This is a genomic window from Rhizobacter fulvus (assembly GCF_964020785.1).
Map to the genome: position 1 here is coordinate 2,196,624 of NZ_OZ224516.1, position 24,314 is coordinate 2,220,937.

Here is a 24,314-nt window from a genome sequence, read left to right on the forward strand (position 1 = left end):
GGGCGGCCCGCTTCGCCCCCCCACCTGAGGGTTGGGCAACTCCTAGAAATCAACCCACCCGAGGCCTGCGACGCTCGACCATGCCTTCGGGAAGCACCGATGCCGGACGGGCCGGGGGCGCTGCCGGATGCGGCGGTACCGCCAGGTGCTGGCCGTGTTCGGAAAGAAGCTCATTTCCGCCGAAGTCAGTGAAGTCACGCGATGTGATGCAAGCGTTCAACGCTTCGCTGTACCTGTTCCCCAACATGTTGGATGAGTTGGTCAAGTATGTGTTCATCCACAAGGGCACGTGTGTGCTTGGAGGGAGCACTTGCGGGCGATCCGTGCCGATCCCTCGAAGCGCCCATGAACGCAGAGGCTCGCTCTGCGGGGGCCAAGGTCATCCAAGGACTTGTCCAACCGCTTGGCAAAAGCAGTCCATCCCAGTAGCGGAGTACAAATAAACCAGATCGCGCGGTCTCAATTTGGGACGCATCGGAAATTGCTCAAACAAGCTGCCGACCCACTCGCAACACATGATCGAAACTGAAAACATGTTCCCGGCCCGATCCGCGACACCGTCCGACCAAGCGGTCAGGAAAACGTCGCCGCCCTGGCATTACGGACACTGATCCGTCGCAAAGCGGGCAGATCGCCGAGTACCTTACAAACGCGAGCTCGCCCACTTCATCTTCGCTGTCCCGCCGTCTGGCTTCCAGCGTGACGTTGTGATGTGCAAAGGGGGTCAGGATCAGCGGCGCCATGACGATTCGAAGATCGAACAGGTCATCCAAGAACCGGTACAGGGACATCAGCCATAGCGCGATTGCGGCTACGCTGATGATGCCGAGCACATCGGCCAAGCTCAGCGCCCGGGTCGATCTGATGCCGACAGTAAAGACGGCCCAAATCCCCAACAAGACGACCACAGTGGTGAGCACCAGCGCTCCGAGAATGCCCCAGCGAATACCCACGGTCCACCTGACGACGCCGGACTTGAGCGCGCTACTGAGCCAAGCCGCGGGCGCCTTGACCGCTTCCGGCGTGTAGCGCACCCCGCCGTCAGGAACCTCGGATAGCGGAGTGCCGGGCTCCTCGTCGGATAGCGGTACCGGCTCCAGCGTGTACAGCGCAGGGGATCCGGCGTCCTTCCGTAGGCGCGGTGTGAATCGCAAGCTCAGAACCCGAGCGGTCGCGGTCAGGCCCTCCTGCCATTCCAACTCAAGGCTCGTGAGCCGAGCCCAGTGGGGGCTCATCCATCCGCTCGCCTCCTTCGCTGCATGCGGTGCCACCGCCGCCTTCAGGTTGGCTGCGCTGAACTCAACGGCCAAGCCCCGAAGGCTCCGCTCGCGCGTCGCCTGAGCCAGCGCAAAGAACACCTGAAATGCGTGTGATTTGTGGTGTTGCCTAGTCTCCAGAAGGTAAGCGCACGCTACCGCGGCGGCCTGCGCTGCCTCGGGGCTGGAAGCGTCCACCGACGGTTCTAGGATGGTTTCGGACTGCAAAAAAACGGCCATGCGGACTAACTTGAGCCTCTCAGTTACATAGGGAGTGCTCCCATGCTAAGGCCGAAGTCGACGATGAACTTGCGCTTGTGCCGTTCCAGTTCCGTGCAACGCAGACGGCGTCTTGGCTGGGGAGGTCACCCGCCGCACGGACTCGCCATCAAGCGGCTCCAGGTGGCGCTCACGACAGAAATTGGGCTTGAGGCCCGATTTCACTCCGGAGTCGACTGGTGTGGGCTGCAGCGGCTGTTGCCCGATGGCGGCGACCACCACGTGTTGCGGGAGCGACCTCTAATGGTGGGCGGTCGCAGGTGCGTCCCGGACCTCACGGTCACGAACTCGGACGGCAAGATTCTCTTGCTGGTCGAGGTCTGGCATACCCACGCGGTCGACGACCGAAAGCGCCAGGCCTTCGCTGCCAAGAACCTTCCTTGGATAGAGGTCCGCTGCTGGCACGTCATTGCGCGTCAGTTTGGCCAACCGCTGCCCGTCTTGGACTGGGGCGGGCTGTGGCAGCCCGCGCCGCCGGCGCAGTCGGATCTGCACTGCGCGCTCGATCAACCATTCGCAGAGGCTGTGCAAGAACTGACCGTTTTCGATGTCGCTGCGGCTTGGCAGCGCCGGCTCGGTGCTCGGCTCGGCGTGGTCCGGCGCGGGGGCGTTGCCGGCGCGCGGGCAAAAGTGAGCGTTCGATAAGCCAAAGCTGCCCCAAACCACGTCAGTCACGGCAAGGCTTGGCTGGCATGGGCCGGTCTTAGGTAAGGGGCGACGGCCTCAGGTCGACCGTTCAAAGAGCTTCGCAAAGGCATGCGGACCATCGTGCGCCGAGATCTGGCCGATCTTGGCCGGCAGCGCCTTCAGGTCGACCGTGGGTTCATCCGGTTGAGGCTCACCACCGAACAGGTCGGCGGCCTTGGCCAGCAACTAGTGTTCTTCCAGTCGGTGATCTGGTTGGGGTGCACGCCATGCTGGCTGCGCCACCTCGGCCGGAGGATTGTCGCCGCGAACGCATTGACTTCCTCCTTCACCGATCTTGGCGCATCGCATCGATGGCATCAGTGAGTGAACGCTAGCAGCAATCGCTCCCTTGACATGACGTCGAGCGGTGTCATCACTGTTTCGTGGCGGGAGGCGCGGCTTGTTGACTTCCATCTCGAAGTGACCCACAAACGCCGATGATTTCCATCTAAAACTGACCCACGCAAGAACCCCGACTGCTGCTTTGAGAGGCAGAGAGACAGCGGTCGGGGGCGCGTAGACGCATGTCGATAGAAGGGCGGCGACGCTCGGGCGGGGACACCGACGGGTGGTTTGCATTGCCGCCTCGGGCGAGGACGCAGTTCCGTGTCGCCAAAATTTGACGCTTACAGCCAGTAAGTGATGTCGCCGGTCGGGCTTACTGCGATTGCGCCCTTGGCCACGAGGTTATTGATTGATGCGGTCACCGCATCGTCGGAGGCGCTCTTACCCAGGTGTGTCTTGACGGTACGGCGAAGTGAAGCCGCCTTGGCAGGCCGCGCAACGCCCATCTTTCGCAGGCTGGCAAGGATCTTTGCCAGCATGGCAGCTGAACCCGGTGCAACGGCTTTCACCACCTTTTTGGTCGTTCCAGATCTGTTTGCAACTTTTTTCGTCGGTGGGTTCACTTTGGCCGTGACAGGCGCCGCTTTCTTGGCTGCAGTCCTTCTAGTTGCGACCGTCTTCGCCGCCACTGGCCTCTTCGCAGGCTTCTTCTTTGCCGCGGCCTTCGGTACTGTCGGCTCCGGTGACACCTTCCTGCTCACCACCGCGCGCGGTGACTCCGCACCCACCCGCTGATGACCGCGCTTCTCGACAGCGAATCCCAACTCCTTTGCATGCTCCAGCATCGAGTCGTAGCCCTTGTCGTTGGCCACCACGACGAACCGCGCGTTCGGATTGCGCGATGTGATGTAACCCATGTAGTACGAGAGGTGAAAGTCCAGCGCGTTCTTCCCTGTCTTGCTGATGGGTATCAGGGTCACGCCCCTGCCGAACGACGTGAAACGCGCGTCGACCAGCTTCTGGTGCGTGCCGTGGAACACCCACACGTCTGACACGCCGGGGACCAGCGCTCGCAGCTCGGCTTCGCTCGGCTGGACGTTCTCGTAGTCGAGCAGGACGTGTGTCTCGCCAGGCCGCGATGCTGCGGATGCGGCCGCTTCGATGGATCGCACCGGCGGATACTTCTCGGCGTTACGCACGAGCTTGTGTTGAACCGCCTGCGTCAGGTCGACCTTGGTGTGGTCCGCGACCTGCAGCAGGTAGAGCAGGACGTCGGCAAGCTCTTCGCCGATACGGGCCTTCACGTCAGCCTCGTCGTGAGCCTGACGTGATTGCTCAGGCGTCATCCATTGGAAGATTTCCGCCAGCTCGGCCGCTTCGACCATCAGCGCCGTGGACAGGTTCTTCGGTGAATGGAACGCTTGCCAGTCGCGCTCGGCGGCGAAGTGACGCAGGGTTGCCTGAAGGCGGGCGTGATCCATGTCCAGCATCTCCATTCGAGACGTTTAGCCGGCGTGATGATGCCTTGTCTGTGAAGGATGTTGCGTAGCGACTGGACCCGATCCGACGTACGGTTCGCGTCGCCATGCGCAGAGTTGGAGTTTTTTCCAAGCGGCGCTTGGACACTTGTGCAGCAGCCTGCTGCACAGATGCCGTCCGGCGGGCAGTCGCGGCGAGTTCAACGCGCCGGCCGTCAACTCACCTTGGTCAAGGGGTCGTGAACTGCTCTTACATTGAACATACTATTTGGGGCAGGTCCGCGGCGGGCTGGTAGCTGTGGGCTACTCGGCAAATCCGAGCGCTTGCAGGCGGGCTTTGGCGGGAGCCAAACCGCTGGCGAGCGCTTTCCTATAAAACTCCGCTGCCTTGTTTTTGTCAGGCGCGGTGCCAGCGCCTTGATCGTAGGAAAGCGCAAGCTGAAAGTGCGCGTACCCGACATTTTCTTCACCCAAGCTGCTCAGTATTTCAAAGCTCTTGGGGACATCCGTGGGACCGCCCACGCCATCCCGCAGCATCGCCGCATAGGCGGCCCTGCCAAACATGTCGCCCTTGGAGGCAGCGCGGCTTGTCAACTCTCGCGCTTTGACCAAGTCTTTCGGGACTCCCGCCCCCTCCGCATACATGAGGCCAATCATCGCCGTGGCGCGCGGCAAACCTCGCGCTTCGGCGGAAGAGTAGAGGGTCATGGCTTCGGTCGGGTCGACTGCTTGTCCTCGGCCCGCCAGGTTCATGGACGCCAGTGCGAAAAGCCCCGGGCCGAACCCTTTGCTAGCGGAGCGCTTGTAGTAGTCGATTGCGACCGCGAAATCCTGGTTGGCGCCTTTGCCTGTGCTGTAGGCATCGCCGAGGGCGGCCATGGCGCGCTCGTCACCCTGCTCAGCAGCTATCGCGTACTGCTCGACGGCCTCGACGAGAGCCCCGCTCTTGGTAGCCACGACTCCCCTGCGGTACGGGCCGGGCTCGAGGGCGCCAAGCTCTTCGCTTGTGAGCGCCATGGTTCGGTATACCGATACGGGATAGGGGTCGTAGGGCGCCGGGGTGGTGTCCGTCTTCGCATAGGTAGTCGTCGAAGCGGAAGGGAGCTTGGCCGCAGCGACAGTCAGAGTCTGGAACCTCTCTGCGCTGCTTGGATGCGAGGACAGCCAAAGGCCGCTGCCGCCGCCGCTAAGGGCCTCCATCCGGGCCCACAAACGAGGGGCCGCGTGCGGGTCATATCCAACAGACGCCATGCTTCGAAGACCGATGTCGTCCGCTTCGCGCTCCTGGTCCCTCGAGAACTTTGCGTTGACGAGTTGCCCGCCCAGGCTTCCCACCTGAGTTCCAAGGCCTCCCGTGTCGACTCCGCGCTTTGCTTGCGCGATATCCACTGCGAGCCCGGCAAGCGTACTTAGCAACGAGACTACTGCAGCACGATTCTTTCCGTCGGTGAGGTGGTTCGCCTTGAGGTGACCCAGCTCGTGCCCGATGACGGCAGCCATCATGTCGTCGTCATCGCCGGCGAGCCGGAGCATGTCGGTGTTAACGAACATCGCCGGCTGGTCTTTGTAGAACGTAACGAAAGCGTTGGGGCCGCTCTGCTTCACGAGGTATTGGTCGGGTGCCCGCAATCCGTAAGCAGGAGCGAGCCGCTCAGTCACGGTGGCAACGCGCAGAACCCACTCGCGCTTGACGGTGTCGACGGTCTCGACATTGCCGTTCTTAGTGGCTGTCAGGCGAACGTTTGGCTGCTGGACGTTCGCAAGGATGGACTTGACCTCCCAGTGCTGTGCACGCGCGTTGAAGCTGCAAAGGAGCGCCAAAGCGCAGACGAATCGGAGGGCTCGCAAAACGTGCATTTCGTTACAGTATCACGAGATGATCCGCTGGAACAGTCGGTGGGGGGTGCGCCGGTACCGGTGGGTCGGCGGCAGAACCGACCCGTTCCTACATTGGCGGGCGCGCCATGCCGACACGCAGTCTCGATGGGATGGCTCAAATTCGTCGTGCGAACAATCAGAGGCGCGCATGAAGACACTGAGCTCTCTCCCGCCAACTGCGAAGTTGCTGCTTTGGCTGGCTCTGGTCGGGTCTGCTCCTTGGGCGGCCGCACAAGCGGACCCCACCCCTCACTTCCGCGCGAACTCGCAAGCGGCCTATGGCTCGGTCGACGTTTCTGGCGGTTTTCCGGACCTGGAGTATCCGCAGCCTCGGGCGTCTATAGTGCTCACGTCGCTCGAGCTAGAAGTAAAAGCTAAACGAAGCCGACACTGCGCTTGGCATGTCTGGAGGTAGTCCAGCCATATTGGTGAACTGCCGGCAGTAAGTCTGGTGATTTCAATGAATTTCGAACTTGGGCCGGACAGAAAATGTTGGACAGACGTTGATTTGTGGCACCCCTCAGTCCAGCCATTTCAGTGGCCTCTCATATCAGGTCGTCGACCCGGGGAAGAGCCCGGGCCCCCAAGCACTTGCAAGGCGCCGTCGCGCCGCCGAATATCCGGGCTTCCTCTGTCGGCGGGAGACGACCATGAGACTCGCGTCCTGCGTCATTGCTGTCCTCGCAAGCGCCAGCTTCGGGGTTCACGCGCAGAATTTCGTCAACCTCGGATTCGAGGAGGCGCAGCTGTCCGAACTCGAGCAGGGCGGCCTGCTGACCTGGAGCCAGGGGGCCCCGGGATGGAGTCACCGGGCGGCCGATGCCTACCTCGGCTACGAGAATCTCAACGTCGGCTACAGCGTGAGCTATTCGCTGTATCCGGTGTCGGGGTGCTGCACGGCTTTCGGGACGGGCTCGTACGCCTTGTACATGCACAGCGGAACCTTGTACGAGCAGATCCCGCGTGGCGGCTTCGTCGAAGCCGAGGTCTGGCAGACCGGCACGGTCCCGATCGGTGCAACCACCGTGAGCGTGCTCGCCAGCGAGTCCGCGTTTTCGCTGTCGCTCGACGGCACGATGATCGACATGCGGCCCGTCGGCGGCGAATGGCGCGGGGACGTGTCGGCGTTCGCGGGTCGGCTGGTCGAGCTGAGGATCGGTTTGCGCACCCCGGACGAACGCACGGCCGTGGCGATCGACGACATCCGCTTCCTGCCGGTGCCGGAGCCGTCGACGACCGCGCTGCTCGGGCTGGGCGTCGCGGTCGGGATGGCGATGTTCAGACGTTGCGCCGATGCGTCCCGCCATCCGTCAGCGGATGCGCGTTCGGCGACAGGTCGACGTTCATCTGCAGCGCATGACCCTCGCGCTTCCAAGCGGCCACGGTGGCCGTGGACCCGTCGGTGAATCGCATCACGAACTCCGCGTCGCCGCTCGGGCGTTCGAGCACTTCGGCCGATTCGATGGTCTTGCCGTGAAGCTCGGGCTTGATCTGCTGCGACGTCATGGGGGATCTCCTGGGGTTGAGGGTCGATGGCCGAGCAGCACCAGCGTGCGGTCGTCGCGCATGCCGCCGAACAGCCGGTCCAGCGCCCGCCCGAACACCGGGTCGTGCGGCGCCACGTGGTCGAACAGCGTCAGGCTGGAGCGCAGCTTCAGGTCGTCCGGGCTGCCGAAGATGTCGTGCGCCGAGCGGCCGTCGACGGCGAGCACCAGGTCGACGCACTGCCTGAGTCGTTGGCTGAGCACCGGCTGCTCGAGGTAGGCCCGGGCCTCGTCCGCCGATGCCAGCCCGTAGAACTGCGCCGCCGGGCTGCGGCCCAGGCCGCGCAGCTGCGGGAACACGAACCACATCCAGTGGCTGGTCTTGCGCCCGCGGCGCAACTCCTCGACGACCTGTCCGTAGATCGGCTCCTGGGCGTCCAGGAACCGCTCGACGCCCTCGGCACTCATGCGCTGGCTCCTTCGCGGCTGGCAGGCTCGGTCCTGAAGCCTCGAACTTAGCCCATCGGCGCGGGCGGCGATGTAGGGCGTCGCCGCGCGACCGTCAGGGCTTGCCGGCGCGCCGCTTCGCGAACGCCATGCCGACCGTGGCGCCGCCGACGCTGCCCGCGTAAAGCATCGCCATCATGAAGCCGTCACTGTCCTTGTGGAAGTCGATCAGCGCCAGCAGGGCGGTGGCGGGCAGCAGCGCCGGGATCGTGCCGAGCATCGCGATGACCAGCACCTCGGCGATGGCCCGGATTCGCACCTTGATCGACGTCGACGCCTGCACGTTGGTCCCCGGGAGTTGAAGGGGCGGGTGTTGCAAGCTTCATGCCGCGGATTCGCTGGTGGACCGTGTTCGCCGGCCCCCGCTGAAGAGCCCGCCGTCAGGGCTTGCGCGCCGCCGCCTCCGCCAGGCGCTTGCGCTCGCGCATCTGTTCCAGTTCCGCGTCCTCGCGCCGGCGGCGCGTCTCCTGCTGCCGCAGCAGCTCCTCGTGGCGCTGCTCCTCGAGCTGTTCGGGCGTCGGTCCGTCGTCCTCGATCGCCAGGTCCATGAAGTTGGACGGCGGCGGCTCGCCGCGCTCGCTCTTGAGCTTGATGTGCAGGCGCAGTTCGTTGGCCGAGTCGGCGTTGCGGATGGCCTCCTCGAAGCTGATCGTGCCGGCGTTGTAGAGCTCGAACAGCGCCCAGTCGAAGGTGCGCATGCCGAGCTCGCGCGACTTGGACATGATCACCTTCAGTTCGTGGAACTGCCCCTGGAAGATGCGCTCCGCGATGATCGGCGTGTTCAGCAGGATCTCGATCGCGGCGGCGCGGCCGTGGCCGTCCTCGCGCCGCACCAGGCGCTGCGAGACGATCGCGCGCAGGTTCGCGGACAGGTCCATCAGCAGCTGTGCCCGCCGCTCCTCGGGGAAGAAGTTGATGATCCGCTCGATCGTCTGACTGGAGCTGTTGGCGTGCAGGGTGCCCAGGCACAGGTGGCCGGTCTCGGCGAACGCGATCGCGTGTTCCATGGTCTCGGCATCGCGGATCTCGCCGATCAGGATCACGTCGGGCGCCTGACGCAGCGTGTTCTTCAGCGCGTGGTGCCACGACTTGGTGTCGACGCCGACCTCGCGGTGCGTCACCAGCGACAGGCGCGACGCATGCACATACTCCACCGGGTCTTCCACCGTGATGATGTGGCCGGCATGGGTGCGGTTGCGGTGGTCGATCAGCGCGGCCAGCGTGGTCGACTTGCCGGAGCCGGTCGCGCCCACCACCAGCACGAGCCCGCGCTTGTTCATCACGACGTCCTTCAGCACCTCGGGCAGCTTGAGCTTCTCGAAGTTCGGGATCTCCGAGGCGATCGTGCGGATCACCATGCTCACGCACTGCTGCTGCACGTGCACGTTGACGCGAAAGCGCGAGATGCCCGGGATCGAGATCGCGAAGTTGCATTCCATCTCGCGCTCGAACTCGGCGCGCTGCGCTTCGTTCATCAGGGCGTTGGCCAGTTCGCGGGTCAGCTCGGCGCTGAGCTTCTGCGTGGTCAGCGGCTTCATCGCGCCATGCGATTTCATGCTCGGCGGAAAGTCCGCCGCGATGAACAGGTCGGAGCCGCCGGCCTGGCTCATGGCCGCCAGCAGCTTGTGCATGTAGGCGCGGGCTTGTTCTTCGGTGAAGGCGGGCATGTCGGGACGGTGCGGCGGGCAGACCAGATGGCCCAGCCCGCAGCATGCCGCGACGCGCTCTGCGCGATCGCCGGAAAAGAGCCGTCAAACCCGGCTCGCGGCGCGCGAGCCGGTAACGACGGTCAGGCGGTCAGTTCGACGCGGCGCTTGCCGGCGGCGTGACGATGACGGTCGTGTCGCCCGCCTTGCCGGCTTCGCCTTGCGGCCCCGGCTGTCCCGGGGGGCCCGGCACGACTACGGTGGACGGGGCGGGCGACGGCGCCGGCACCGCCACGACGGCCGGCTTGTCGCAGGCGGCCAGGGCGAACAGGGAGGCCAGGGCGGCCGGGATCAGGATGTTTCTCATGCGGGGTTCTCCTCGGTTTCTAGGTGCGGGAAGCTTACGCAGGCCCGACCGGCCCCCTTGCCGGCGTGCAGCGGCTCGTGCTGTAGGACGACAGGCGGCCACCCCGGATGCGAGACGTAGGCGATGTCCCACGCCGTAAAGGGTCGCTGCCGATGACGCCGGAACGAAAAACGAGGCACTATGCTGCACTGCACCATTTCTCTTTCCCACTGGACCTCCATGAGCCTGCACACCATTTCCGACACCATCGAGCGCGCGCTGCGCTCGGCCGGGCTCGACCCGACCACCGGTCCCGCAAAGGGCGTTTCCGAGACGATCCGCCGCGCGCTCGCCTCCGCCGGCCTGACCCAACAGGCACCCCATGCGAGCGGCCTCGCGCCCGCCGCGCGGACCACTGTCGACGAGCCGTTGCCCGTCGTCGAGCGGGTCGACGGCGGGGCCTTCCTGGCCCTCAACCACACCGGCTCGGCTGGCAGCCGCCCGTACAAGCTCTACGTGCCGGCCGGCGCCGCCGACCGGCCCCGACCGCTGGTCGTGATGCTTCACGGCTGCAAACAGAATCCGGACGACTTCGCCGCCGGCACGCGCATGAACGCGCTGGCCGAGCAGCACGGCTTCCTGGTCGCCTACCCGGCCCAATCGCGGAACGCAAACGGCTCGAACTGCTGGAACTGGTTCCGCCGCGAGGACCAGCGGCGCGAAGGCGGCGAACCGGCGATCCTCGCGGGCATCGTCGCCGACGTGGTGCGCGACCACCGGGTCGACCCGGCGCGGGTGTTCGTCGCGGGCCTCTCGGCCGGCGCCGCGATGGCGGTGATCCTGGGGCAGACGCACCCCGAGGTCTTCGCCGCGGTCGGCGCGCACTCGGGGCTGCCGATAGGCGCCGCGCACGACGTCGGCTCCGCCTTCATGGCCATGAGCGGCGCGCAGGCGGGCCACTCGCGGCCGCCGTCGCGCCGCGGCGCTGGCGGCGCGCCCGGTCCGCGCACCATCGTTTTCCACGGCGACCAGGACGCGACTGTGGTCGCGCGCAACGGCGAGGCGATCGTCGCGCAGGCGGTGGCTGGTGGCGTGCCGTTGACGCCGACGCCGCGCGAGCGGGCCAGCGCGCGCGGCCGCGACTACACCCGCACGGTCTACACCGACGAGGACGGCCGCGCGCGGGTGGAGTCGTGGCTGCTGCACGGCGGCGCGCATGCCTGGTCGGGCGGCAGTGCCGAAGGGTCGTACACCGACCCGACCGGCCCGGACGCCTCGGCCGAGATGGTCCGCTTCTTCCTGGACCCCCGCTGACGCGGGCGGCGCGTCAGGCGAACGCGTCGGCCACCGTGTCGCTCCAGACCATCACGCGGTTCTTGCCGGCGCGCTTGGCGTCATAGAGCGCGCCGTCGGCGCGCTTCAGCACCGTGGTCACGGTGGTGCCGGCCTCGGACAGCAGCGCCACGCCGATGCTCGCGGACACGGCCGTGCCCACGCCCGGGTAGGGCCGCGCGAGCGCTTCGACCAGCGTGGCGGCGAAGCGGCTCGCGCCGTCGCGGTCGGCGCCGGGCAACAGCATCGCGAACTCGTCACCGCCGAGGCGGGCGACCGTGTCGGTCGAGCGGGACATGCTCAGGATCCGGTCGCTGGCGGTTTTCAGCACCAGATCGCCGGCGGCGTGGCCGTGTTTGTCGTTCACTTCCTTGAACCCGTCGAGGTCGATCGCCAGCACGGCGAGCGCCCGGCCATAGCGCCGCGCCGCGGCCAGTTCGCGCCGCGCCAGCTCATCGAACAGCATGCGGTTGCACAGGCCGGTGAGCCCGTCGTGGTTGGCCAGGTGCTGGGCGCGCGCCAGCATGTCGGCCGCGCGCTGCAGCGCCTGGCCGACCGCCTGAGTCTCGCGCAGCGGCTGCGGCGGCATCTCCACCGGCCGGCCGCTCCCGAGCGCCAGCGCCGGCTCGATGAGCCCGCGCACCGCGTGGGCGATCCGCGCCGCGATCGAGGAGGCGAGCCACAGGCCGACCAGAAGCGCGACCAGCATGCCGATCCCGACCCCCGTCAGCCCCTGATCGACCTGGGCGCTCAGGGCCTGCCGCGGTGCGCCGACGGCGATCGTCCAGGGCGACATGGTCGATCGGTTGAAGGCCGTCAGGACCGGCACCCCGTCCTTGGTCACCGTCTCGAGCGTGCCTTCGCGGCGCTCGCGCGAGGCCTGGATCAGCGGATCGACCGCGCGCTGGCCGACGTAACGGGCGGCGTCGCGGCTGCGCGCGACGATGGTGCCCGAGCTGTCCAGTAGCGCCGCGACCCAGCCCTCGGGCAGCTTCTGGCGCGACAGGATGTCGGTGAGGCGTTGCGGGGACAAGCTCGCGTTCAGCGTGTAGACGACTTCGCCGCGGCGTTGGACCGGTACCGCCATCACGATCAGCGGCCGGTGGGTCAGCGTGCCCTGGAACAGGTCGCTCAGCACGACCGACCGCGTGGCGAACACCGGTGCGAGCTGTGCCGCAGCTCCGCTGGGCGTCAGCAGGCTGCCGAACGGGCGCAGGGTGTTCAGCACCTGCTGGCCGCTGCGGTCCGTCAGCGCGTAGTTGTCGGCGTTCTGGAATTTCAGGGCCTCGAGCGCGCGCAGGTGGAAGGTCGGCAGGTCGCCGCGCTCCAGGTCGGCCGAGGTGGCCAGCACCCGCAGGCCCGATTCGATGCCCTGCAGTTCGCCGTCGACATCACCGATGAGGTTGCGCGCGACGCGCTCCGCATCGTGATATGTCCGCTCGCGCTGCAGCCGGTAGTTCTGGAAGACGAGGAACACCGACGCGGCGATCGCCGGGATCACGCACGCGGCCACCAGCGTCAGCAGGTGGGTACGGATGGAGCGGTGGCGGAGCAGCGGCACGGCACGGTTATCGTCCGCAACCCGTTGCCCCTTAAATCATTTCTGAGCTATGACCCCAGATTGTTGACGGTTTGGCGCAGCGGCGGCGGCCGGCCGTCTCGCAAAGGAATCGCGGATGATCCGGGCATGCTGCACCCGCCCACGGCCTTCCTGATCGTCGGACTGCTGTTCATCGCGCTGCCCGCGGCCGCATGGACGATCCTGCATCGTCGGCACGACCGGGTGGCGGTGGCGTTGTGGTGCAGCGGCAGCCTGCTCTATGGCGTCGGCTTCATCCTGCTGGTGCTGCGCGAGCCGCTGCCGGACTGGCTGGCGCCCGGCCTGGCCAGCCCGCTGATGTTCGCGGCCTACCCGTTGCGCGGCGCGGCCATGCAGCGTGAGCGCGGCCTGCCCGTGGACTCCCTGCGGCTGGCACTGCCCTGGGTTCTGGCCGCGGGCCTGTATTCGGCCACGTGGCTGCGGCCGGGCATCGATGAACCGCGCTTCCTGATCGCCTTGGCCGTCAACCTCGCGGGCGCCGGCTGGCTGGCGTGGACGGCTTGGCAACTGCACCGCGCCACCGGGTACCGCAGCGCCGCACTCGTCAGCGGCACCTTCGCGCTCTACGCGTTGGCGCTGGCGGTTCGCCTGACCTTCGTCGGCGGCCACTGGAGCGAGCCGCGGCCGTTCGCCGGCAGCCTCGACTTCGTGCTCAGCTTCGCTTCCTCGGTGGTCGCGGCGTTGTTCGGCAACCTCGGCTACATCGGCATCGCGCTCGAGAAATCGCGCGACCACGAGTTGCGGCGCTCTGCCGAACTGGCCCGCGAACTCGAGCGCCGGGCCCAGACCGAGCTGCGCAACGCCGAGCAGGCCGCGCTGCTCGACGAGCGCGGGCGTCTGCTCTCGTCGCGCGAGGAGATGCTCGCGGTGCTGGCCCACGAGGTGCGTCAGCCGCTCAACAACGCCTCCGCGGCGCTGCAGAGTGCGGCCCAGGCGCTGGCCGGCGGGCCGGACGACCGTGAGCGCGCCTCGGCCCGGCTGCGGCGCGCGAAGACGGTGCTGGCGCAGGTGACGGCCTCGCTCGACAACACGCTGACCGACGCGGTCCTGCTCGGCGGCGACGGGCCGCTCGCCCGTCAGGACATCGACATCGACACCCTGGTCTCGCTGGCGATCGCCGACATCGACCCGGCCAGCCGCGAGCGCATCGTGCGCAGCCGCACGACGTCGACCCGCACGGCCTCGATGCACGCCGGCCTGATGCGCCTGGCGCTGCGCAACCTGCTGACCAATGCGCTGGCCTACGGCCCGCCCGATCAGCCGGTGACGGTGCAGATCGCCGATTCCGACGAACCCCTCGCGCTGCTGATCGAGGTCAGCGACCGGGGCGCCGGCTTCCCGCCCGAGCTGGCGGCGCGGCTGTTCACCCGCGGCGCCCGCGGCGACCACGTGAACAACCCGCGCGGGCACGGCCTCGGGCTCTATGTCACGCAGCGCATCCTGCAGATGCACGGCGGCGAGGTGCGGGTGCGGCAGGAGCCGTCCGGTCTGACGATGCAGCTGGTGGTGCCGCAGGCGTTCGACGACTGATCGGCGGCGTGCGCCGGCGGGCGTTCAGCCGCTCGACAGCGTCGCCCGGAACACGTAGCCGACGCGTGATTGCGACTGCAGCGGCACCAGCACCGGCGTGGCGCGCTCGATCCGGCGGCGCAGCCGGTAGATCGTGGCATGCAGCAGGTTGTCGGGCTCGTCTGCGGCGGGACGGCCCAGGCGCTCGCGCAAGGCCTCGCGGGTGACCGTCGCGCCGCCGGCGGCGGCGAAGCACTCCATCACCAGCAGGTCGGTCTCGCTGAGCGCGATGCGGGCGCCATCGGGCGCGACCAGCTCGCTGCCGCGCCGGTCGAGGCGCCAGTTCGAGACCTGCTCGCGGGCGGTCGCGCTGCGACGGTGCACCGCCTTGACCGCCAGCGCGACCTGCTCGAAGCGCACCGGCTTGGCCAGGTACATGTCGGCGCCGGCGTTGATCACCGAGTCGAACACGTCGGGCGCGAGGCGGCCGGAGACCACGAGGATGCCGGCGCTGGTGCGGCGGCGCAGCAGCCGGATCAGCTCGAGGCCGTCGACGCCCGGCAGCGACAGGTCGAGCACGTAGAAGTCGAAGTCGTACGGCTCGCGGTCGGTCAGCAGCTCGTCGCTGTCGTGGAACACGCGCACCGCGACCTCGCGCTCCTGGAGGTACTGGGCGAGGAATTCGGAAAACTCGGCGTCGTCGTCGACGAGAGCAAGCGTCTTGGGGAGCATGGGAAAGGCCCGTTCATTCCGTCGTTCCGAGGTTACCCGAACTGGCCCGCGGCGCAGTCGTCGCCGGGGTGTGAGAAATGACGCGCAAAACGAGTCTCGACATTGATAAGAATCAGTTCTGAGCTGTTTCTGTTTCAGAACCTTCTGCGCGCGCCGATAGCGACCGTACGCCTCGTCCCACCCAGCCCGACGGAACCTTCGATGCCAGCCGACTCCTCCTTCGACACCAAGTCGGCGCGAATCCTCGCCGTCGACGACGAACCCGCGAACCTGAAGCTGCTGGGCTTGATGCTGCGCACGGCCGGCTACCACGACATCGAACTGGTGCAGGACCCGCGCGAGGCGCTCGGCAGCTACCTGCGCGCCCGGCCCGACCTGATCCTGCTCGACATCAACATGCCGCACCTCGACGGCTTCGGCGTGATGGAGCAGATCCGCGGCGTCGGCGACCCCCTCGCGCCGCCGATCGTGATCCTGACCGCGCAGTCGGGCGACGACTTCCTGCTGCGCGCGCTCAACGCGGGCGCCACGGACTTTCTCAGCAAACCATTCAACCGCCGCGAGCTGTTGGCGCGTGCCAACAACATCCTGCTCGCCCACCTGGCGCGCCAGGCGATGCTCAGCCAGAACACCGTGCTGGAGCAGATGGTGCAGCAGCGCACCCGCGAATTGAGCCAGTCACGCCTGGACATCGTGCACTCGCTGGGCCGCGCCGCCGAGTTCCGCGACAACGAGACCGGCCAGCACGTGATGCGCATGAGCCACGCGTCGACCCTGCTCGCGCGAAGCATCGGCTGGAGCCGGGAGCGCTGCGAGCTGATGCTGCACGCCAGCCCGATGCACGACGTCGGCAAGATCGGCATCCCGGACCGTATCCTGCTCAAGCCCGGCCCGCTGACTCCCGAGGAACGTCGCGTCATGCAGACCCACACGACAGTGGGCGCGGCGATCCTGGCCGGCGGCGGCAGCGACCTGATGGTGATGGCGCGCGAGATCGCGATCTCGCACCACGAGAAATGGGACGGCAGCGGCTACCCGCACGGACTGGCCGGCGAGGCGATTCCCGAGGCCGCGCGCATCGTCGCGATCTCCGACGTGTTCGATGCGCTGACCTCGGCGCGGCCCTACAAGCCGGCCTGGCCGGTCGACGAGGCGATCACGTACATGCACACGCAGTCGGGCATCCACTTCGAGCCGCGCCTGCTCGAGCACTTCGTCGCGCTCGTCCCGCAGGTGCAGGGCATCAACCAGCGCTTCGCCGAACCGCCGGCCACCGAGCCCGCGCCCTTCCACACCACCCACACGCTCGATCGGATACCCGCATGAAGACCACCGCTCCGTTCACCGCCGTCGCGCTCGCCGCCGCGCTCGTCCTGACGCTCGCCGCCTCGGCGCACGCCGGGCCGGTGCAGGACCGCGTCACCGCCGCGTCGAGTCTGCGCGTGTGCATCTGGCCCGACTACTACGGCATCACGTTCCGCAGCCCGCGCACGCAGCAGCTCGCGGGCATCGACGTCGAGCTCTCGCAGGCCTTCGCCGCGGACCTGGGCGTGAAGCTCGTGTACGTCGATTCCTCGTTCCCGAAGCTGATCGATGACCTGGTCGCCGACCGCTGCGACATCGCGATGTTCGCGATCGGCGTGCTGCCGCAGCGCCAGCAGGCGCTCAGGTTCTCGCAGCCCTACCTGCAAAGCGACATCTACGGCGTGACGACACGCAGCAACCGCGCAATCCGCAGCTGGGCCGACATCGACAAGCCCGGCGTGCAGGTGGCGGTGCAGGCCGGTACCTTCATGGAACCGGTGATGGCCGCCGGCCTGAAACAGGCCAAGATGGTCGTGGTCCGCCCGCCGCAGACGCGCGAGCAGGAGCTCGAGGCCGGCCGGGTCGACGTCTTCATGACCGATTACCCGTACAGCCGGCGCCTGCTCGACAACGCCGACTGGGCGCGCCTGGTCGCACCGCCGACGCCGTACCACGTGCTGCCGTACGCCTACGCGGTGAAGCCCGGCGACGACGACTGGCTGCGCCGGGTCGACGACTTCGTCGCGCGCATCAAGCGCGACGGCCGGCTCGAGGCCGCGGCCAAGCACAACGGACTCAGCGACATCGCGGTGACCAAGTAGCAGGCGGTTGCCGGCATGCCCCATCGCCAACGTTCCGGACTGCCGGGCTGGCTGAGCCGGCGCGCGATCGCCTGGACCGGTGCCACGCTGGCCGGCGCGGTGCTGGCCGTGGTCGCCGCCTTCCTCTGGTACGAGCACCGCGAGATCGAGCGCCACGAGCTGCGGAGCAGCGAGATGCTGGCGCGCGTGATCGAGGACCATGCGAACCGCACCTTCGACACCGTCGACCTGACGCTCGCGACGCTGGCCGAAGCGATAACGCCGGACGCGACGCGTGCCGACCCGGCGGGTGCGGGCCGCGCCCTGGCCCAGGCCCAGCGCGGCATGCCGTTCCTGCGCAGCCTGTCGGTGGTGAACGCGGCCGGCGTGGTGCTCGCGAGCTCCGACACGCGCAACGTCGGCGCCACCGTCGCGGCGCGGAAGCTGCCGCTGCCGGGCGAGACGGCGGTCGACCGGCTCGGCTCGCTGGTGCTGGGGCGCGACCTGGCCGACGCCGCCGCGCCGCCGGTCGGCAGCTCGCACAGCTTCGTGCCGCTGGTGCGGCGCGTCGGGCCACCGGCCGCCGACGCGCTGTACCTGGTCGCCGCGCTGAACCCGGACTTCTTCGCGAACGCCTACGAGCTGACGCTGGCCGACCGCGACCGCGCCGCCGCGCTGCTCGGCATCGACGGCACGCTGCTGGCGGCCACCGGCAACATCCAGCTCGCCCCCGGCAGTTCGGCCGCGCGCCACGCGTTCTTCACGCGCTTCCTCCCCGCGCGCGAGAGCGGCAGCTATGTGGGCCCCGGTCTCGACGGCGCGCCGGTGCTGACCGCCTTCCGCACCCTGCGCAAGCGCGCGCTGGCGGTGATCGTCGAGTGCGACCATGCCCGGGTCGATGCCGAGTTCCGGCGCATCGCCGGCTGGCTGGTCGGCGCCTGCACGATCGCGTTGCTGCTGATCGGCGTGATGGTGGCGCTGGGGTGGCGCAGCCTGGGCAGCCACGCGGCGGTGCAGCTGGCGCTCCAGGCCACGCGCGACCGCGTCGCCACCAGCGAGCGCGACCTGCGCACGCTGGTCGAGAGCGTGCAGGAACTGATCTTCCGCACCGATCCCGAGGGCCGCATCACCTTCGTCAACGCGCGCTGGACGCAGATCACCGGCCGCCTCGAATCGAGCGCGATCGGGCGCCGCCTGTCGGAGCTGTGCGTGCCCACCGGGCAGCCGGAGGTCGATGCGCTGTTCGGCCCGCAACCCGGTGGCTACGGACCGGGCACGCTGACGGTGCAGATCGTCGATGCGCGCGGCGCCGCGCGCACGTTGGAGGTCAGCGTGGCGGCGGTGCACGGCCGGGACGGCGCGGTCGAGGGTTTCGCCGGCTTCGCGATCGATGTGACCGAGCGCCAGCGCGCGCGCGCCGAGCTCGAATCCCAGCTCGCGTTCACCGCCGGTCTGCTCGAGGTCAGCCCGACGCCGCTGTTCGTGAAGGACCGCGAAGGGCGCTTCGTGACCGTCAACCACGCCTGGCTGGACCTGATGGGCCTGAGCGCCGACGCCGTGATCGGCCGCGATTCGATCGAACTGTTCGGTGCCGACGTCCAGACCCACGCGCAGAGTGACCGGGCACTGCTGACGACCGAGCAGCGCGTGCGCTACGAGAACCGACTGACCCGCCCGGACGGCGAGGAGCGCGACACCGTCGTCACCAAGGTGCGCTTCACGCAGGCCGATGGCAGGCCGGCCGGCATCGTCGGCAGCATCATCGACGTGACCGAGTTCCGCGAGGCCGAGCGCCACACCCGCGAGGCGCAGGCCGCCGCGGAGCGCGCCAACCGCGCCAAGTCGGAGTTCATCGCCAACATCAGCCACGAGCTGCGCACGCCGCTGCAGGCCATCATCGGCTTCTCCGAGCTCGGCGCCGAGCTGGCCGGTGCGCAGCCGGAGCTGCACGAGATGTTCGGCGACATCCAGGCCGGCGGCCAGCGCATGCTGCGGCTGGTCAACGGGCTGCTCGATGTCTCGAAGATGGACAGCAGCGTCGGCTCGCTGGCGCTGCAGCGCCGCGATGTCGTCGAGCTGGTCGACGCGGTGGTGCGCGAGCTGCGGCCGATCGCCGCCGGGCGCGCCCTCGCCATCGAGGTGCCGCGGCCGGCCGCCGAATTGCCGGCCGATGTCGATGCGTTCCGGATGCAGCAGGTGATCCGCAACGTGCTCGCCAACGCGATCCGCTATGCGCCCGAGGGCTCGCGCATCGAGGTCGACTGCCGCGCCGCGGATGCGCTGGGCACGGTCGAGCTGGTCGTCCGTGACCATGGGCCCGGCATCCCGCCGGATGAGCTGGAGACGATCTTCGACGCGTTCGTTCAGTCCTCGCGCACCAGCGACGGCTCGGGCGGCACGGGCCTGGGGCTCACCATCTGCCGCAAGATCATGAGCGCCCACGGGGGCCGGATCAGCGCCGCCAATGCGCCCGGCGGCGGCGCGGCCATCCACATCACGCTGCCGCCGCCGTCCACGCTGCCGCCTGCGGCGCTCGCCGAGCCGGCGCTGTTCTCGGAGACCTGCTGCTGATGCCGACCACCGACTTGCACCCTGCGCTGCAGCGTCAGCTGCAGGTGTTGGGCCTGGCGCCCGGCCAGCTGCCCGAGGGCGCGACGTATGCGTCGCTGCTGGCGCGGATCAGCCAGGCCTACGTCGATGCCGATCGCGAACGCGGCCTGCTCGATCGATCCCAGCACGACGCCACGGCCGAGATGGCGGCGCTGAACGCGGCGCTGCAGGCCAGCCAGTCGCGCCTCGCGAGCCTGCTCTCGCTCTCGTCCGACTGGGCCTGGGAGCAGGATGTCGAGGGCCGCTTCACCTACGTGTCCGAAGACCTGGAGGTACGCACCGGTCTCGCGGCGGAACAGCTGCTCGGCGCCGCCTGCGCGGTCGACGGCGCGCTGCGCTGCGCGCCCGCCGAGCTCGACCGGCTGCAGCAGCGCATGGCCGCGCGCAAGCCGTTCCACAACCTGCAGTTCGAGGTCACCTCGGCGCAGGGCCCGTGCTACCACATGCGCATCAGCGGCGAGCCGGTGTTCGAGGGCGATCGCCACATCGGCTACCGCGGCGTCGGCAACGACATTTCGGCAGCGGTGATCGCCGACCGCAAGACCCAGCAGACCGCGCGCGACAAGCTCAAGGCGCAGCTGGCGTTCAACGCGCGGCTGCTGGAGATCAGCCCGATCCCGGTGTTCCTGAAGGACGATCAGGGCCGCTATGCGATCGTCAACCAGGCCTGGCTGGACCTAATGGCGCTCCCCCACGAGGCGGTGATCGGCCGCCACCCGCACGAGCTTTTCGGGGACGAGGCCCCCACGAACCTGGAATGCGACGCGGCGCTGCTGCGCGAACCCGGTCGCGCCAGCTACGAGAAGCAGCTGCGTCGCCCGGGTCGGCCGCCGCGCGACACGATCGTCACCAAGGTGAGCTTCAACAAGCTCGACGGCTCGCCGGGCGGCATCGTCGGCAGCATCGTCGACGTGACCGAGTTCCGCGAGGCCCGCGACGCCGCCGAGCGCGCCAACCGCGCGAAGAGCAGCTTCCTCGCCAACATGAGCCACGAGATCCGCACCCCGCTGACCTCGATCATCGGCTTCGCCGAGCTGCTGCTCGACCCGAGCGGCTCCGCGGGCGACAAGGCCGATGCGGCCACGACCATCATCCGCAACGGCCGCCACCTGCTGGAGGTCATCAACGACATCCTCGACCTGTCGAAGATCGAGACCCAGCAGCTCGAGGTCGAGCGCATCGAGGTCGCGCTGCCGAAGCTGCTGGGCGACGTGACGGCGCTGGTCTCCGGCCGGGCGCGCGAGAAGGCGCTGAAGTTCTCGGTCGCGCACCACCTTCCGCTGCCGGCGGCGTTGCGCACCGACCCGGTCCGGCTCAAGCAGATCCTGCTCAACTTCTGCAGCAACGCGATCAAGTTCAGCGCGGCCGGCGAAGTCCGCATCGACGTGCGGCACGACGCGGCGACGCAGACGCTGCGCTTCGAGGTGACGGACAGCGGCATCGGCATGACGGCCGAGCAGATCTCGCGCCTGTTCAAGCCCTTCGTGCAGGCCGACGTGTCGACGACCCGCGAGTTCGGCGGCACCGGCCTGGGGCTCTACATCTCGCGCCAGCTCGCCGACCTGCTCGGCGGCGACGTGGGCGTGACCAGCGAGCCTGGCGTGGGCAGCTGCTTCACGCTGAGCGTGCCGCTCGGCATCGACGCAGGTGCGTTGCAGCTGCTGGCCGATCCGCGCGATTTCGAGGAGGCGCAACGCCCGCAGGCGCTGAGCGCGCCAATCGCGGTGCCGGGGCTGAACGGTCGGGTGCTGGTGGCCGAAGACGGCGTCGACAACCAGCGCCTGTTCGCGACCTACCTGCGCCAGACCGGCCTGACGTTCGAGATGGTCGACAACGGCCGCGACGCGGTCGAGCGGGCGCTGGCCGGCGACTATGCGCTGGTGCTGATGGACATCCAGATGCCCCTGATGGACGGCGTGACCGCGACCCGCGCGCTGCGCGACCGGGGCTACGCCGGCCCGATCGTCGCGCTGACCGCCAACGTGATGCGCGCCGATGTCGAAACCTACCGCGACTGCGGCTGCGACGACGTGCTGGCCAAGCCGGTCGACCGTGGCCACTTCTACGCGGTGCTGGAACGCCACGTCGCCGCGGCGCACACGGTCGCGGCGCCGTTCGAAGACACCGAGACGGGCTACGAGCGCCGTCTCGCGGCGCTGACCGCCGAGTTTGTCGCCGGCCTGCCCGACACGCTCGCCGCGATCGACCGCGCGCTGAACCACGGCGACTGGCCGGCACTGCGCCGCCTGGCCCACACGCTGAAGGGCACGGCCGGTTCGTTCGGCTACGGCGGCATCACCGCGCTCGCCGCCGAGGTGGACGCGGCCCTGGCTGACGGCGCGCTGGCCACCGCCGCCGAACTGTGCGCGCGGCTGCACGCGCAAACCCGCGCCGAGATCGGCATCGCCGACACCGCCTGACGCGCGTCGCGGCTACGTAGTTCCCACAGCGCACGGGCGGCGGCGCTGCCTAGACTGGGTCGACCACTTTTCGGGAGACCCACCGTGCCGCGACCATCCACCTGGAGCAAGGACCACCTCGGTGCGCTGCTGCTGCTCGCGCTCGGTGCGGCCGTGCTCGCGCTGGGCATCGGCTACCACATCGGCAGCCTGAACCACATGGGCGCGGGCTTCATCCCGGTCGTGCTGGGCGTGCTGCTGATGGCGGTCGGCGCCGCGATCGGCATCACCGCCGCACCGGCCGGGCGCGAGATGACCAACCCGCTGCCCGGCCATGACAGCGGCGCGCACCACGGGCCGGAATGGCGCGGCTGGGGCTGCATCCTCGGCGCCGTGCTGGCGTTCGTCGTGATCGGCGACCACGGCGGGCTGCTGCCGGCGACCTTCGCCTCGGTGTTCGTCGCGGCGCTCGGCGACCGGCAGAGCACCGTGAAGGCGTCGGCGCTGCTCGCGGCGACCCTGACGCTGTTCTGCCTGGTGGTCTTCCACTTCGGGCTGAAGCTGCAGCTGCCGCTGTTCCAGTGGGTCTGAGGAGCCGACCATGTACCAATCGATGATGGACCTGTGGTACGGCTTCGGCATCGCGCTGCAGCCGAGCAACTTCATGTGGAGCGTGTTCGGGGTGCTGATCGGCAACCTGATCGGCGTGCTGCCCGGAATGGGCGCGCTCACCACGATCTCGATGCTGCTGCCGCTGACCTACGTGATCGCGCCGGTGCCGGCGATCCTGATGCTCGCGGGCATCTTCTACGGCTCGCAGTACGGCGGCGCGATCGGCGCGATCCTGCTGAACCTGCCGAGCCACCCGCCGCACGCGGTGACCTGCCTCGACGGCTACCCGATGACCAAGGCCGGCCGCGGCGGCGCGGCGCTGGGCATCACGATGATGTCCTCGTTCTTCGCCGCGTCGGTCGGGATCGTCGTGATGATCTTCCTGTCGCCGCTCCTGGTGGAGATCGCGTTCAAATTCGGCCCGACCGAGATCTGCTCGATCATGCTGCTCGGCCTGCTGGCCGGCGCGACCATGTCGCGCGGCTCGCCGCTGAAGGGCGTGGCGATGACGATCTTCGGGCTGCTGTGCGGCGTGGTCGGCACCGACGTGATCAGCGGCACCACGCGCTACACCTTCGACCTGCCGGAACTGGCCGACGGCGTCGAGCTGGGTGCGCTGTGCATGGGGCTGTTCGGCATCGCCGACTTCCTGGTAAGCGTCAACCGCACGACGGTCAAGGCGAGCGACGCCAAGGTCAGCATGAAGGACATGCGGCCGACCCGCGCCGAGATGAAGCAGGCGTTCTGGCCGATGGTGCGCGGCACGATGGTGGGCACGCTGTTCGGCGCGATGCCCGGCACCGGGCCGACGATCACGACCTTCATCGCCTATGCGCTGGAGCGCAAGATCGCCAAGGACCCGAGCCGTTTCGGCAAGGGCGCGATCGAGGGCGTGGCCGCGCCGGAGGCGTCGTCGCACTCGAAGACGCAGGTCGACTTCATCCCGACCATGTCGCTGGGCATCCCCGGCGACGCGGTGATGGCGCTGATCCTGGGCGCGCTGATCATCAAGGGCATCCAGCCCGGCCCGCAGCTGATCACCGAGCACCCCGACCTGTTCTGGGGCCTGATCGCGAGCTTCTGGATCGGCAACGTGCTGCTGGTGATCATGAACGTTCCGATGATCGGCGTGTGGGTACGCATGCTGCAGGTGCCGTACAAGTACCTGTACCCGGCCGCGCTGTTCTTCATCTGCGTCGGCGTCTACAGCACCAAGAACAGCCTGTTCGACGTCGGCGAGGTGGCGGTGTTCGGCGTCATCGGGGCGGTGTTCCTGTCGCTCGACTTTCCGGTCTCGCCGATCGTGCTCGGCTTCGTGCTCGGGCCGATGCTGGAGGAGAACTTCCGGCGCGCGATGCTGCTGTCGCGCGGCGACCTGATGGTGTTCCTGCACCGGCCGATCAGCGCCTGGTTCATCGGCGCCTGCAGCCTGCTGATCATCGCCCAGCTGGTCGCCTACGGCCGCAAGATCCGCCTGGCGCCGAAGCTGCGCGAGCCGGCCGAGCTGATCGCCGAATAGCGCGCGGCGGCCCCCGCGCGCCGGCCGGATCGGCTACCGTGCGGGGCTGA

Annotated in this window: 19 protein-coding genes and 1 pseudogene; 9 read left to right on the forward strand and 11 right to left on the reverse strand. The window is 68.3% G+C overall.

Translation table 11 applies throughout. The features are described from left to right. Positions 1-485: 485 nt before the first annotated feature. From ACWH49_RS10440 to ACWH49_RS10460, 5 genes are all read right to left on the reverse strand, one after another. Positions 486-1,496, reverse strand: coding sequence for a hypothetical protein (locus tag ACWH49_RS10440; RefSeq protein ID WP_448171399.1), 1,011 nt, complete (start codon positions 1,494-1,496; stop codon positions 486-488). 279 nt (positions 1,497-1,775) lie between these two features. After that, positions 1,776-2,210, reverse strand: a complete 435-nt coding sequence (locus ACWH49_RS10445) for a hypothetical protein (protein WP_448171400.1) — start codon at positions 2,208-2,210, stop codon at positions 1,776-1,778. 48 nt (positions 2,211-2,258) lie between these two features. Next, on the reverse strand, positions 2,259-2,408 hold the full coding sequence (locus tag ACWH49_RS10450) for a hypothetical protein (RefSeq protein WP_448171401.1): 150 nt from the start codon (positions 2,406-2,408) through the stop codon (positions 2,259-2,261). Between the two features lie 440 nt (positions 2,409-2,848). After that, complete coding sequence (locus tag ACWH49_RS10455; RefSeq protein ID WP_448171402.1) at positions 2,849-4,003, reverse strand: PIN domain-containing protein; 1,155 nt, start codon at positions 4,001-4,003, stop codon at positions 2,849-2,851. Positions 4,004-4,288: 285 nt separating this feature from the next. Continuing rightward, entirely contained in the window at positions 4,289-5,842 is a 1,554-nt protein-coding gene (locus ACWH49_RS10460; RefSeq protein WP_448171403.1) for a M48 family metalloprotease, read from the reverse strand. A 671-nt stretch (positions 5,843-6,513) separates the two neighbouring features. Here ACWH49_RS10460 and ACWH49_RS10465 point away from each other — a divergent pair. After that, on the forward strand, positions 6,514-7,269 hold the full coding sequence (locus ACWH49_RS10465; RefSeq protein ID WP_448171404.1) for a PEP-CTERM sorting domain-containing protein: 756 nt from the start codon (positions 6,514-6,516) through the stop codon (positions 7,267-7,269). A 96-nt stretch (positions 7,270-7,365) separates the two neighbouring features. Here ACWH49_RS10465 and ACWH49_RS10470 read toward each other — a convergent pair whose 3' ends face one another. The 4 genes and pseudogenes from ACWH49_RS10470 to ACWH49_RS10485 all read right to left on the reverse strand — a co-directional run bounded on the left by ACWH49_RS10470 (position 7,366) and on the right by ACWH49_RS10485 (position 9,867). Then, the gene (locus tag ACWH49_RS10470; protein WP_448171405.1) at positions 7,366-7,815 is read right to left on the reverse strand and encodes a DUF1810 domain-containing protein; all 450 of its coding nucleotides are present in this window, start codon (positions 7,813-7,815) and stop codon (positions 7,366-7,368) included. 94 nt (positions 7,816-7,909) lie between these two features. Further along, positions 7,910-8,137 (reverse strand): hypothetical protein, encoded by a 228-nt coding sequence (locus tag ACWH49_RS10475; protein ID WP_448171406.1) that lies wholly within the window; start codon positions 8,135-8,137, stop codon positions 7,910-7,912. 277 nt (positions 8,138-8,414) lie between these two features. After that, positions 8,415-9,521: pseudogene (locus ACWH49_RS10480) on the reverse strand (PilT/PilU family type 4a pilus ATPase); the annotation flags it as partial. A gap of 130 nt (positions 9,522-9,651) precedes the next feature. Continuing rightward, a complete protein-coding gene (locus ACWH49_RS10485; protein ID WP_448171407.1) occupies positions 9,652-9,867 on the reverse strand; it encodes a hypothetical protein in 216 nt (71 codons plus the stop codon). A gap of 219 nt (positions 9,868-10,086) precedes the next feature. Between ACWH49_RS10485 and ACWH49_RS10490 the strand changes: the two genes are divergently transcribed. After that, the gene (locus tag ACWH49_RS10490; protein WP_448171408.1) at positions 10,087-11,160 is read left to right on the forward strand and encodes an extracellular catalytic domain type 1 short-chain-length polyhydroxyalkanoate depolymerase; all 1,074 of its coding nucleotides are present in this window, start codon (positions 10,087-10,089) and stop codon (positions 11,158-11,160) included. A gap of 13 nt (positions 11,161-11,173) precedes the next feature. Here the strand turns inward: ACWH49_RS10490 and ACWH49_RS10495 are convergent, their stop codons facing one another. Then, positions 11,174-12,739: a diguanylate cyclase gene (locus ACWH49_RS10495; protein WP_448171409.1), complete on the reverse strand. Its 1,566-nt coding sequence runs from the start codon at positions 12,737-12,739 to the stop codon at positions 11,174-11,176. Positions 12,740-12,865: 126 nt separating this feature from the next. Here ACWH49_RS10495 and ACWH49_RS10500 point away from each other — a divergent pair, with 126 nt between their 5' ends. After that, positions 12,866-14,308, forward strand: a complete 1,443-nt coding sequence (locus ACWH49_RS10500; protein WP_448171410.1) for an ATP-binding protein — start codon at positions 12,866-12,868, stop codon at positions 14,306-14,308. Between the two features lie 24 nt (positions 14,309-14,332). Here the strand turns inward: ACWH49_RS10500 and ACWH49_RS10505 are convergent, their stop codons facing one another. Continuing rightward, positions 14,333-15,019: a response regulator transcription factor gene (locus tag ACWH49_RS10505; protein WP_448171411.1), complete on the reverse strand. Its 687-nt coding sequence runs from the start codon at positions 15,017-15,019 to the stop codon at positions 14,333-14,335. Between the two features lie 201 nt (positions 15,020-15,220). Here ACWH49_RS10505 and ACWH49_RS10510 point away from each other — a divergent pair, with 201 nt between their 5' ends. The 6 genes from ACWH49_RS10510 to ACWH49_RS10535 all read left to right on the forward strand — a co-directional run bounded on the left by ACWH49_RS10510 (position 15,221) and on the right by ACWH49_RS10535 (position 24,264). Then, a complete protein-coding gene (locus tag ACWH49_RS10510; RefSeq protein WP_448171412.1) occupies positions 15,221-16,345 on the forward strand; it encodes an HD-GYP domain-containing protein in 1,125 nt (374 codons plus the stop codon). Beyond that, positions 16,342-17,145, forward strand: coding sequence for an ABC transporter substrate-binding protein (locus ACWH49_RS10515; protein ID WP_448171413.1), 804 nt, complete (start codon positions 16,342-16,344; stop codon positions 17,143-17,145). The genes ACWH49_RS10510 and ACWH49_RS10515 overlap by 4 nt, the downstream gene beginning before the upstream one ends. A 15-nt stretch (positions 17,146-17,160) precedes the next feature. After that, positions 17,161-19,695, forward strand: a complete 2,535-nt coding sequence (locus ACWH49_RS10520; RefSeq protein ID WP_448171414.1) for a sensor histidine kinase — start codon at positions 17,161-17,163, stop codon at positions 19,693-19,695. After that, the gene (locus ACWH49_RS10525; protein ID WP_448171415.1) at positions 19,695-22,154 is read left to right on the forward strand and encodes an ATP-binding protein; all 2,460 of its coding nucleotides are present in this window, start codon (positions 19,695-19,697) and stop codon (positions 22,152-22,154) included. The genes ACWH49_RS10520 and ACWH49_RS10525 overlap by 1 nt, the downstream gene beginning before the upstream one ends. A gap of 84 nt (positions 22,155-22,238) precedes the next feature. Further along, a complete protein-coding gene (locus ACWH49_RS10530; RefSeq protein WP_448171416.1) occupies positions 22,239-22,724 on the forward strand; it encodes a tripartite tricarboxylate transporter TctB family protein in 486 nt (161 codons plus the stop codon). Positions 22,725-22,734: 10 nt separating this feature from the next. Beyond that, entirely contained in the window at positions 22,735-24,264 is a 1,530-nt protein-coding gene (locus ACWH49_RS10535; protein WP_448171417.1) for a tripartite tricarboxylate transporter permease, read from the forward strand. Positions 24,265-24,314 lie beyond the last annotated feature (50 nt).

Bases quoted from the DNA above. Each gene is read 5' to 3' on its own strand.
- ACWH49_RS10455 (WP_448171402.1), bottom strand. From the start codon at position 4,003: ATGGAGATGCTGGACATGGATCACGCCCGCCTTCAGGCAACCCTGCGT.
- ACWH49_RS10490 (WP_448171408.1), top strand. From the start codon at position 10,087: ATGAGCCTGCACACCATTTCCGACACCATCGAGCGCGCGCTGCGCTCG.
- ACWH49_RS10520 (WP_448171414.1), top strand. From the start codon at position 17,161: ATGCCCCATCGCCAACGTTCCGGACTGCCGGGCTGGCTGAGCCGGCGC.
- ACWH49_RS10525 (WP_448171415.1), top strand. From the start codon at position 19,695: ATGCCGACCACCGACTTGCACCCTGCGCTGCAGCGTCAGCTGCAGGTG.
- ACWH49_RS10470 (WP_448171405.1), bottom strand. From the start codon at position 7,815: ATGAGTGCCGAGGGCGTCGAGCGGTTCCTGGACGCCCAGGAGCCGATC.
- ACWH49_RS10485 (WP_448171407.1), bottom strand. From the start codon at position 9,867: ATGAGAAACATCCTGATCCCGGCCGCCCTGGCCTCCCTGTTCGCCCTG.
- ACWH49_RS10460 (WP_448171403.1), bottom strand. From the start codon at position 5,842: ATGCACGTTTTGCGAGCCCTCCGATTCGTCTGCGCTTTGGCGCTCCTT.
- ACWH49_RS10535 (WP_448171417.1), top strand. From the start codon at position 22,735: ATGTACCAATCGATGATGGACCTGTGGTACGGCTTCGGCATCGCGCTG.
- ACWH49_RS10465 (WP_448171404.1), top strand. From the start codon at position 6,514: ATGAGACTCGCGTCCTGCGTCATTGCTGTCCTCGCAAGCGCCAGCTTC.
- ACWH49_RS10500 (WP_448171410.1), top strand. From the start codon at position 12,866: ATGCTGCACCCGCCCACGGCCTTCCTGATCGTCGGACTGCTGTTCATC.
- ACWH49_RS10440 (WP_448171399.1), bottom strand. From the start codon at position 1,496: ATGGCCGTTTTTTTGCAGTCCGAAACCATCCTAGAACCGTCGGTGGAC.
- ACWH49_RS10510 (WP_448171412.1), top strand. From the start codon at position 15,221: ATGCCAGCCGACTCCTCCTTCGACACCAAGTCGGCGCGAATCCTCGCC.
- ACWH49_RS10505 (WP_448171411.1), bottom strand. From the start codon at position 15,019: ATGCTCCCCAAGACGCTTGCTCTCGTCGACGACGACGCCGAGTTTTCC.
- ACWH49_RS10515 (WP_448171413.1), top strand. From the start codon at position 16,342: ATGAAGACCACCGCTCCGTTCACCGCCGTCGCGCTCGCCGCCGCGCTC.